8 protein-coding genes, 1 pseudogene and 1 riboswitch are annotated in these 10,852 nt (G+C 37.0%); all 9 genes and pseudogenes read left to right on the top strand.

The annotated features are described in order from the left end of the window. Positions 1-233: pseudogene (locus MRBLBA3_RS10950) on the top strand (hypothetical protein); the annotation flags it as partial. 150 nt (positions 234-383) lie between these two features. Further along, entirely contained in the window at positions 384-1,430 is a 1,047-nt protein-coding gene (gene asd, locus MRBLBA3_RS10945) for an aspartate-semialdehyde dehydrogenase (protein ID WP_000414857.1), read from the top strand. A 23-nt stretch (positions 1,431-1,453) separates the two neighbouring features. Beyond that, complete coding sequence (dapG, locus tag MRBLBA3_RS10940; protein ID WP_000692461.1) at positions 1,454-2,686, top strand: aspartate kinase; 1,233 nt, start codon at positions 1,454-1,456, stop codon at positions 2,684-2,686. Positions 2,687-2,697: 11 nt separating this feature from the next. Then, positions 2,698-3,576 (top strand): 4-hydroxy-tetrahydrodipicolinate synthase, encoded by an 879-nt coding sequence (gene dapA / locus MRBLBA3_RS10935; protein ID WP_097810826.1) that lies wholly within the window; start codon positions 2,698-2,700, stop codon positions 3,574-3,576. Between the two features lie 610 nt (positions 3,577-4,186). Beyond that, positions 4,187-5,857 carry a ribonuclease J gene (locus MRBLBA3_RS10930; RefSeq protein ID WP_000823077.1) on the top strand — a complete coding sequence of 557 codons (1,671 nt, stop codon included), beginning with the start codon at positions 4,187-4,189 and terminating at the stop codon, positions 5,855-5,857. A gap of 103 nt (positions 5,858-5,960) precedes the next feature. Beyond that, entirely contained in the window at positions 5,961-6,710 is a 750-nt protein-coding gene (gene tepA, locus MRBLBA3_RS10925; protein WP_000139810.1) for a translocation-enhancing protein TepA, read from the top strand. Then, on the top strand, positions 6,707-6,910 hold the full coding sequence (locus tag MRBLBA3_RS10920; protein ID WP_000605032.1) for a YlzJ-like family protein: 204 nt from the start codon (positions 6,707-6,709) through the stop codon (positions 6,908-6,910). The genes tepA and MRBLBA3_RS10920 overlap by 4 nt, the downstream gene beginning before the upstream one ends. A 212-nt stretch (positions 6,911-7,122) precedes the next feature. Continuing rightward, the gene (locus tag MRBLBA3_RS10915) at positions 7,123-9,513 is read left to right on the top strand and encodes a DNA translocase FtsK (protein WP_363381241.1); all 2,391 of its coding nucleotides are present in this window, start codon (positions 7,123-7,125) and stop codon (positions 9,511-9,513) included. A gap of 204 nt (positions 9,514-9,717) precedes the next feature. Beyond that, positions 9,718-9,819, top strand: a riboswitch (purine riboswitch). Between the two features lie 226 nt (positions 9,820-10,045). After that, positions 10,046-10,771: a GntR family transcriptional regulator gene (locus MRBLBA3_RS10910; RefSeq protein WP_000114184.1), complete on the top strand. Its 726-nt coding sequence runs from the start codon at positions 10,046-10,048 to the stop codon at positions 10,769-10,771. The last annotated feature ends 81 nt before the right edge of the window (positions 10,772-10,852 follow it).

Below are 10,852 nucleotides of genomic sequence, written 5' to 3'. Positions count from 1 at the left end.
AAGGTAATGAAAAAACTACACATTTTCATTGTCGCTACCATGTTGGCGTCAACCTCATGCGCCTAATGGCTACAAAAAACATCTACTTCGTCCCATTCGGCCAAGATGCACCAGAGAAAAAACCGAACTCAATGGTAGCTCGTATGGAGTTACTTGAAGATACAGTATTAGAAGCATTGCAAGGGAAGCAATTGCAACCTGTTGTTGTAGAAAAATTCAGATATATGAATTAAAAAACGAAAAAAAACGGACAATTTTTGATGAAACCATCATTCTTACTGTAGAATATGATAAAATTAACGTTATTAAGATTGGGAGGGGCATTTTATGCTCCTTCTAATTCTAAGTTATAGAAGGATTGGTATCTAGAAAGGGGCATAGTGATGGAAAAGCAAAAAACTTTTCATGTCGCTGTAGTTGGAGCAACCGGCGCAGTTGGTGAACAAATGTTAAATACTTTAGAGAAACGAGAATTTCCAATCGGGAAATTAACGTTACTTTCATCTAAACGATCTGCAGGTAAGAAACTTGTATTTAAAGGCGAAGAATTTACAGTTCAAGAGGCAACTCCTGAAAGTTTTGAAGGAGTAGATATCGCACTATTTAGTGCTGGTGGATCTGTATCGAAACAATTAGCGCCAGAAGCAGCAAAGCGCGGTGCGATTGTTGTTGATAATACAAGTGCATTCCGTATGACAGAAAACGTGCCACTTGTTGTGCCTGAAGTAAATGAAAACGACTTAAAAGAACATAATGGTATTATTGCAAATCCGAACTGTTCTACAATTCAAATGGTAGTAGCTCTTGAGCCAGTTCGTCAGCAATATGGTTTAAAACGAGTAATCGTTTCCACATATCAAGCTGTATCAGGTGCTGGTGCGGCAGCGATTGAAGAACTTCATGAACAATCACAAGCAATCTTAAATGGCGAAGAAGTTAAGGCGAATGTTTTACCTGTATCAGGTGATAAAAAACATTACCAAATTGCTTTTAATGCGATTCCACAGATTGATAAGTTCCAAGATAATGGATTTACGTTTGAAGAAATGAAAATGATTAATGAAACGAAAAAAATTATGCATATGCCTGAATTAGAAGTAGCGGCAACATGTGTACGTTTACCAGTTGTATCAGGGCATTCTGAGTCTGTTTACATCGAAGTAGAAAAAGAAGGCGTAACAGTAGCAGAATTAAAGAGCTTACTTGCAAATGCGGAAGGTATTGTTCTGCAAGATAATCCAGAAGAGCAGTTATATCCAATGCCAGCTACTGCAGTAGGTAAAAACGAAGTATTCGTTGGAAGAATCCGTAAAGATTTAAATAACGATAAAGGATTCCATCTTTGGGTCGTATCTGATAACTTATTAAAAGGCGCTGCATGGAATTCTGTTCAAATTGCAGAGCGCTTAGTAAAATTACAATTAGTGTAAACGGCTAAGAGAAGGTGCAAAATATGAAAATAATTGTTCAAAAATTTGGTGGCACATCAGTACGCGATGAAAATGGACGTAAGCATGCGCTTCATCATATAAAAAAATCGTTAGCTGCTGGTTATAAAGTAGTTATTGTCGTATCTGCTATGGGCCGTAAAGGTGAACCGTATGCAACGGATACGTTATTAAGTCTTGTAAATCAAGAGGAATCTAATATTTCTAAACGTGAGCAAGATTTATTATTATCATGCGGAGAATTAATCTCAGCAATCGTCTTCTCTAATATGTTAAATGAGAACGGCATTAAAGCAGCGGCATTAAATGGTGCACAAGCTGGTTTTGTAACAAATGATGATTTTACGAATGCGAAGATTATTGAAATGAATTGCGATCGCGTACATGAAGAGTTAGAAAATGTAGATGTAATTGTCGTTACAGGATTCCAAGGACAAACGAAAAAAGGTGATACGACAACACTTGGACGCGGAGGTAGCGATACTTCAGCTTCAGCGTTAGGTGTTGCGCTTCATGCTGAATATATCGATATCTTCACAGATGTAGAAGGTGTTATGACTGCGGATCCTCGTATTGTGAAAGATGCACGTCATCTTCAAACTGTAACGTACAATGAAATTTGTAACATGGCATATCAAGGTGCAAAAGTCGTTCATCCACGTGCAGTTGAAATTGCGATGCATGCAAAAGTGCCGCTTCGTGTACGTTCTACGTATTCTGATAGTGAAGGTACGCTTATTTCAGCATCTGATGGTGCTACAAAAGGCCGTGATGTAGAAGAACGACCTGTTACAGGTATCGCTCACGTATCAAATGTGACGCAAATTAAAGTGCTTGCAAAAGAAACGGCATATGATTTGCAACAGCATGTGTTTAAAGAAATGGCGAATGAAGGAATAAGTGTCGATTTAATTAACATTTCACCTACTGGAGTAGCTTATACGGTGAGTGATAATGTATCAAGTCGTGCAGTTGAATTATTAAAGAACCTTGGATATGAGCCAATTGTGACAGAGCACTGTGCAAAAGTATCTATTGTAGGAGCTGGAATGGCAGGATACCCAGGGGTTACTGCGAAAATCGTTACAGCTTTAGCGGAAAAAGGTATTCAAATTCTGCAATCAGCAGATAGTCATACGACAATTTGGGTTCTTGTAAAAGAAACCGATTTAGTGGAGGCTGTAAATGCATTACATAGTGCGTTTGAGCTTTCAAAAGAAAAGCAACTGGAACAATAAGGAGTGAGACCATGATAGATTTTGGGACAATTGCAACCGCGATGGTAACACCGTTTGATATAAACGGGAATATCGATTTTGCAAAGACAACGAAATTGGTAAATTATTTAATTGATAACGGTACAACAGCAATCGTGGTAGGAGGAACGACAGGTGAATCTCCTACATTAACTTCAGAAGAAAAAGTAGCGTTATATCGCCATGTCGTATCTGTTGTCGATAAAAGGGTGCCCGTAATCGCTGGAACAGGTAGCAATAATACGCATGCTTCTGTTGAGTTAACAAAAAAGGCAACTGAAGTTGGTGTTGATGCAGTTATGCTAGTGGCGCCGTATTATAACAAACCGAGTCAAGAAGGAATGTATCAGCACTTTAAAACGATTGCTGAAAGCACGCCACTTCCGGTTATGCTATATAACGTTCCAGGACGATCTATTGTACAAATCTCCGTTGATACAGTTGTTCGTTTATCAGAAATCGAAAACATTGTTGCGATTAAAGATGCAGGCGGCGATGTGTTAACAATGACAGAAATCATTGAAAAAACAGCGGACGACTTTGCAGTATACAGCGGTGATGACGGTTTAACGTTACCGGCTATGGCAGTTGGAGCGAAAGGTATCGTTTCAGTAGCATCTCATGTTATTGGAAACGAAATGCAAGAAATGATTGCAGCGTTCCAAGCAGGAGAATTTAAGAAGGCGCAAAAATTACATCAATTACTTGTAAGAGTAACGGATTCATTATTTATGGCGCCAAGCCCAACTCCAGTAAAAACAGCGTTACAAATGGTGGGATTAGATGTAGGTTCTGTACGTTTACCGCTTCTTCCATTAACAGAAGAAGAAAGAGTAACGTTACAATCTGTAATGCAATCCATTCCTCGTTAATAAAAAATGACCTAGTGTGAAACTAGGTCATTTTTTATTTTTTTAACTAACTGTAGTAACATTCCTTAGAGTTAATAGGATGTAGGGGAAGAGGAAATAACATTTAATTAGTTATATACTGATTGCATAGTTAATATATTATGGAACATTTTTAGTGCATATAGTTTTATATTCATGCAAAGAAATCGCATGAATATTTTTCCATCAAACTCTTGTGGAGTAGGAAAAGTAATAAAGATGATATGAATTTCACCCTCGTAAATTATAACCTCATTTTAGTGTCTTCTCTTGTCTTTCGCATAATTTAACTTGTGTTCTATTTCTTGTATCAGGTATAATATGGCTAAGTAGCTTAGTACGGGTATGCTTAGCAAAATTGGGAAAAATTATGATTCAATGAAATTTTCATATCATATCGAATAAGATATTTGATTTATATAATGAAAGAGAGGTGAAACCTGGTTTAAAAAATAAACAAGGACATGATATCGCATAACGGTAAGGACATTCGTCTTGGACGGTGAATATATGGTGGTTGTAGAGTTTCCCCTGGTGTCTCTACAATTTTAGTGAAATCAGTGTTTGCAAGATTTTTAAACCAGGCAACAACATGAAGAGAAAAGAGAATGAGTCTGTTAAAGTATTTGCTCTTGGTGGAGTAGGTGAAATCGGGAAAAACATGTACTGTGTTGAAATTGATTCTGAAATCTTTATTGTAGATGCAGGATTAATGTTCCCAGGAGATGAAATGTTTGGAATTGATATCGTTATTCCTGATATTACATACTTAGTGGAAAATCAAGAGCGAGTAAAAGGTTTATTTATTACTCACGGTCATGAAGATCATATTGGTGGAATTGTTTATGTACTTCGTAAATTATCTATTCCAGTATATGCAACGAAATTAACAGTAGGACTTATACAAGAAAAACTTGGCGAAGCGGGCATGTTAGGCCGTGTAGACTTAAAAACAATCGATTCAAATTCAACAGTAGATTTTAATAGTACAACGGTGTCATTCTTTGGAACGACACATAGTATTCCGGATTCTGTTGGTGTTTGTTTCCATACATCAAAAGGTGCTGTAGTGTATACAGGGGACTTTAAATTTGATCAAACTCCAATTGGAAATAATGGAGCAGATCTTGGGAAAATGGCGCAAATCGGAAATGAAGGCGTACTTTGCTTATTATCTGATAGTACAAACGCTGAGCGTCCAGGCTACACAGGTTCGGAAAAAGAAGTTGGTGTAGAAATTTCTAAAGTGTTCTACGGTGCAGAAGGTCGTATTATCGTTGCTTCATTTGCATCAAATGTACATCGTATTCAACAAGTATTTGATGCGGCTGCTGAAACAGGAAGAAAAGTAGCGGTAGTAGGACGTAGTATGGTGAAAGTAGTAGACATTGCAAGACGTCTTGGTTATTTAGATGTTCCAGAAGGTATGGTTATTTCATTACAAGAAGTAGACAATTTCCCAGAGAAAAAGGTAGCTATTTTAACGACAGGTAGTCAAGGGGAACCGATGGCAGCCCTTTCTAGAATGGCGAAGCAAGCTCATAAACAAATTTCAATTCGTAAAGGTGATACGGTTATTATTGCAGCTTCACCAATTCCAGGAAATGAAATATCTGTATCAAAAATTATTGACTTGTTATTTAGATCTGGGGCTGAGGTTATTTATTATGGTGAAAGAAAAGTACACGTTTCAGGTCACGGTAGCCAAGAAGAGTTAAAACTAATGTTAAATTTAATGAAGCCGAAGTATTTTGTACCCGTACATGGTGAGTTCCGTATGCAAAAAGCACATGCATATTTAGCGGAAGATGTAGGTATTGCGAGAGAAAATATCTTTATTGTAGAAAAAGGCGATGTAATTGCTTTTGGCGATGAAGAAGCAAACTTAGTTGGTAAAGTGCAAGCTGGCAATGTTTTAATTGATGGATTAGGTGTTGGCGACGTTGGTAATATTGTTCTTCGAGATAGAAAGATGTTATCTCAAGATGGAATTTTAGTTGTTGTTGTGACACTTGGTAAAGATGAAAAGAAAATTATCTCTGGTCCAGAAATTATTTCACGTGGTTTCGTATATGTACGTGAATCAGAAGCGTTGATCGAGCGATCTACAGATATTGTACGTATGATTGTTGAACAATCTATTAAAGAATATTCAATTGAATGGTCTATGTTAAAACAAAATATTCGTGAATTATTAGGGCAGTTCTTGTACGAAGAAACGAAGAGAAAGCCAATGATTTTACCGATTATTATGGAAGTATAAAGAAGATCACCTTTACAGGTGATTTTTTTCTTTTTTAAACCCTATCGAATGAAATTTATAACTTAAGAAATAATAGTTATATACGAGTGAAAGGGGATACGATATGACAGAACGTGATCGTTATACAAATGAAGAAAAAGAAGCTGAGCCGAAAGAAATTCCGAAAGAAGCTTCTATAGTGGAGAAAATTCAACAACTTGGACAGACGAATGTCCCGCAAATGAATGAATCGCGTATTCATTGTTTAACAATTGTTGGGCAGGTTGAAGGTCATATTCAGTTGCCGCCACAAAATAAAACAACAAAATATGAGCACATCATTCCGCAAATTGTCGCGATTGAACAAAATCCGAAAATTGAAGGCTTACTTTTAATATTAAATACAGTTGGAGGTGACGTTGAAGCTGGGTTAGCAATTTCTGAAATGGTGGCTTCGCTTTCAAAACCAACTGTTTCTCTTGTTTTAGGAGGAGGGCATTCAATTGGTGTACCGATTGCTGTCTCAACCGATTATTCATTTATTGCCGAAACAGCGACGATGACAATTCATCCAATTCGTTTAACAGGTCTTGTTATAGGTGTGCCGCAAACATTTGAGTATTTGGATAAAATGCAAGAAAGAGTCATTCGATTTGTGACAAAGCATTCGAAAGTAACGGAAGATCGTTTTAAAGAGCTTATGTTTGCAAAAGGGAATTTGACGCGAGATATTGGGACGAATGTAATAGGTGGAGATGCAGTGAAGTATGGTCTTATAGATGATGTCGGTGGTATTGGTGGCGCGCTGCGGAAGTTAAACGAATTAATTGATGCGCGTGTGGATAATCAGACAGAAGGGACAATGCTACAATGATTTTATATACAATTATGCCAGAGCAACTTGTATATCCGGCCGATTATTCACAATGCGAAAGTCAAAAAGTTGTGAATGTAAATGGCGTGGAATTAATGGTCTCTGAGGAGGATAATCAATGTTACTCGATTGTACGTGTGCTAAGTACGAATCCGTCTCACTACCTAGAGTTTGAGCCTGGACAGAAAATTACCTTTTAGCAAAAAGAAGGATTTTGTTTAGAAGCTATGGTATAATATAAAAAACAAGACGGTTGAGCAGCCATGAGTAGGCTGCTTTCTTCTGTTTATTTAACATTTTACAAGAAGTGTAAAAATAGAAGATATAAAGACCAGAAAAATAGAGAGAAAGACATATAAGTAGAGCTTTTTTTAGGAAGTTGTACTTAATTTTTAGAACACGAGGTGAAGAAATGGCAAAACAAAAGCAAAGAGGGACGAAGGCAAAAGCAAGGCGTACGATAAAGCCAACTTTGTATTATGAAATCGTCGGGTTGACTCTTTTTGCACTTTCGATTATTACGATTTTACAGCTAGGTGTAGTAGGGAAATCGTTTGTGTTATTTTTTCGCTTCTTCTTTGGTGAGTGGTACATAATTGGTGTGTTAGGTGTAATAGCTTTATCTGTTGCTTTTGTTATAAAGCGTGGATGGCCAAACCTTTTAAATAAACGGCTAATAGGTGTTTATTTAATTGTATTAGCAATATTAATGTTTAGTCATATTACATTATTTAATCTTCTTACGAAAGATGGAGCTGTGCAAAATACTTCTGTAATTGTTAGTACAAAAGATTACTTCTTCCTTGAAATGAAAAAGGGCCCAGATAGTGTTCATTTAGGTGGTGGTATGTTCGGTGCGCTTATGTTCGCAACGTGTTATTTCTTATTTGACGAAGTAGGAGCATATATCATTGGCATTATTTTAGTTATTCTCGGGATACTGTGTATAACAAATAAACATATTGGAGAAGTGCTGGCCCCTGTAGGGCGAATTCTTAGAAGTCAATTCGAAGTAATGCAAGGGGATTATAAAGATTGGAGATCTAAAAGGGTCGCTGAGCAAACTGAAAAGAAAAAAACAACAAGAAGTACGAGGCGTGAACGAGTTACCGAACGAGAAGAGGCTATTGAGCCAGTAGAAGAGATAGAAATCGGTCCGCCAATTATTTCAAATTTTACTGAGAATTATCCAGTAAGTGAAGAGGCGGAAAAGCAGATAAAAGAAAATGAAAATGATTTAATCACTCCTCCGTTTATTGAAGAGGCAGTTCCGGCTACACCAGAAGAGCAACCTCAAAAGAAACGAGGAGAAAAAATCGTTGAATCGCTAGAAGGTGAAACGAAAACACCTCCTATGCAATTTTCTAATGTGGAAAATAAAGATTATAAGCTTCCTTCGCTTGATATATTAAAGTTTCCAAAAAATAAGCAAGTTACAAATGAAAATGCGGAAATTTATGAAAATGCTCGTAAATTGGAACGTACATTCCAAAGTTTTGGTGTGAAAGCGAAAGTAACAAAAGTACATAGAGGTCCCGCAGTTACGAAGTATGAAGTGTATCCTGATATGGGAGTAAAAGTAAGCAAAATTGTTAGTTTAAGTGATGATTTAGCGCTTGCTTTAGCAGCGAAAGACATTCGTATTGAAGCACCTATTCCCGGGAAATCAGCTGTTGGGATTGAGGTTCCGAATTCAGAAGTTTCTATGGTAACGCTTAGAGAAGTTCTTGATTCAAAGGCGAATAACCACCCAGAAGAGAAGTTATTAATTGGTCTTGGACGTGATATTACAGGAGAGGCTGTATTGGCACGTTTAAATAAAATGCCCCATTTATTAGTAGCTGGTGCGACTGGTAGCGGAAAGAGTGTATGTATTAATGGGATTATTGTAAGTATTTTAATGCGTGCGAAACCGCATGAAGTAAAATTAATGATGATTGATCCGAAAATGGTAGAGTTAAATGTATATAACGGTGTTCCGCATTTATTAACGCCAGTTGTAACTGATCCGAAAAAAGCGTCACAGGCTTTGAAGAAAGTTGTGAGTGAAATGGAGCGTCGTTATGAATTATTCGCGCATAGCGGTACGCGTAACATTGAAGGGTATAACGATCATATTAAAGAGCATAATAGCCAATCGGAAGCAAAACAACCAGAATTACCATATATTGTAGTAATTGTGGACGAGTTAGCTGATTTAATGATGGTTGCTTCTTCTGATGTAGAAGATGCGATTATGCGTTTAGCTCAAATGGCACGTGCTGCGGGTATTCATTTAATTATTGCGACTCAGCGTCCGTCAGTTGATGTTATTACAGGTGTTATTAAAGCGAATATTCCATCGCGTATTGCATTTGCTGTATCTTCCCAAACAGACTCTCGAACGATTCTTGACGGTGGTGGTGCAGAGAAGTTGCTGGGGCGTGGAGATATGTTGTTCATACCAATTGGTGCATCGAAACCTGTTCGTGTACAAGGAGCATTTTTATCAGATGATGAAGTTGAGAGAGTCGTAGAATATGTTGTTGCGCAACAAAAAGCGCAATATCAAGAGGATATGATTCCGCAAGATGTTCCTGAAACAAAGCAGGAAGTAGAAGATGAATTATACGATGAAGCGATTCAGCTTGTCGTAGAAATGCAAACAGCATCTGTGTCTATGTTACAACGTAGATTTAGAGTAGGATATACGCGAGCGGCTCGTTTAATTGATGCCATGGAAATGAATGGTGTAGTAGGTCCTTATGAAGGTAGTAAACCGAGGGAAGTACTCATTAAAGATGTACAAGAAAAAAGTTCTTGAAAAAAAGCCTAATTGTTTTTACAATTAGGCTTTTTCATATGCTGTTTTTGTTATATACTATAGTCAACATAAAAGAAAGGGCTTACATAACGAGGTGCTCTTTAGAATACGAATGCTTATTGTTTTGGTTTTCGAAACGTTCGATATTTAATGTAGAAAAATGTTGAATTCTGTTGACACATATGGGAGCAAGTGGTAAGATTACTTCGAAAAGAATCACTGCCTCATATAATCTTGGAGATAAGGTCCATAAGTTTCTACCTGGCAACCATGAATTGCTAGACTATGAGGGGAAAAGTGTGTAACAAAGGATGTAAGGGATCTTTGTACCGAACTTTTTCTCTATATGAGGAATGTTTATGGTACAAAGTTTTTTTTATGGAATAAAGAGTGAAAATTTCTTCTTGAAAAATTATTAATATTTATTCGACAATTATGCTTATTTTTAGTATTTCATACTATGTTGTAAGTTGAAAAAAGAGAAAAGAAGTCTTACATCAGAGGTCGAATAATTGAAATGCGGGGGAGTCTTATGTCAGTAAAATCCGATAGTCGTCATTTGTATTTGCGAGTGATTGATCACATCAAAGGAAAAATTAAAGATGGGGCTTACAAAGAAAAACAAAAGTTACCTTCAGAGTTCGATCTAGCGAAAGAACTTGGTGTAAGTAGGGCAACTTTAAGGGAAGCACTACGTATTTTAGAAGAAGAAAATGTTGTTATTCGTAGACATGGTGTAGGGACGTTTGTAAATGCGAAGCCGTTATTTTCTTCTGGAATAGAGCAACTTTCTAGTATTACAGATATGATTTCTAGTGTGGGGAAAACACCAGGAACAATCTTTTTATCATCATCTACAACAACTTTAACAGAAGAAGAAAAAGAGAAGTTTAATAGTGAAGATGGTTTTAATGCGGTAATGATTGAGCGTGTTCGTACAGCGGATGGGGAACCAGTTGTATATTGCATTGATAAACTGGCGAAAGAGATATTACCAGATTTATCGGGATATAATGAGGAATCGCTGCTTACAGTAATACATAATAATACGCACAAGCGTATCACGTACGCAGTTGCTCATATTGAACCGATTGGTTATCACCCGAAAATTTCACCGATTTTAGAATGTGAACCTGAAACGGCACTGCTAGTTTTAAAACAAATGCACTATGATCAAAATGATGAGCCAATCTTATATTCTATTAATTACTTTAGAGCTGATAAGTTTAGCTTCCACGTATTAAGAAAGCGTATGTAGGGAAGTTCCTTTTTAGGGAGGTGACAGCAAGAAGTAAGGGACAGCAGCGTATGAATCATTAGATAAAACATTTCAGGAGGG

It is taken from the genome of Bacillus sp. LBA3-1-1.1, from assembly GCF_040676495.1.
In the GTDB taxonomy this organism is placed as follows: Bacteria; Bacillota; Bacilli; order Bacillales; family Bacillaceae_G; genus Bacillus_A; species Bacillus_A nitratireducens.
The sequence above is the reverse complement of the archived record's forward strand: the minus strand, read 5'-3'. Positions and strand labels throughout refer to the sequence as shown.

Bases quoted from the DNA above. Each gene is read 5' to 3' on its own strand.
- asd (WP_000414857.1), top strand. From the start codon at position 384: ATGGAAAAGCAAAAAACTTTTCATGTCGCTGTAGTTGGAGCAACCGGC.
- dapG (WP_000692461.1), top strand. From the start codon at position 1,454: ATGAAAATAATTGTTCAAAAATTTGGTGGCACATCAGTACGCGATGAA.
- dapA (WP_097810826.1), top strand. From the start codon at position 2,698: ATGATAGATTTTGGGACAATTGCAACCGCGATGGTAACACCGTTTGAT.
- MRBLBA3_RS10930 (WP_000823077.1), top strand. From the start codon at position 4,187: ATGAAGAGAAAAGAGAATGAGTCTGTTAAAGTATTTGCTCTTGGTGGA.
- tepA (WP_000139810.1), top strand. From the start codon at position 5,961: ATGACAGAACGTGATCGTTATACAAATGAAGAAAAAGAAGCTGAGCCG.
- MRBLBA3_RS10920 (WP_000605032.1), top strand. From the start codon at position 6,707: ATGATTTTATATACAATTATGCCAGAGCAACTTGTATATCCGGCCGAT.
- MRBLBA3_RS10915 (WP_363381241.1), top strand. From the start codon at position 7,123: ATGGCAAAACAAAAGCAAAGAGGGACGAAGGCAAAAGCAAGGCGTACG.
- MRBLBA3_RS10910 (WP_000114184.1), top strand. From the start codon at position 10,046: ATGTCAGTAAAATCCGATAGTCGTCATTTGTATTTGCGAGTGATTGAT.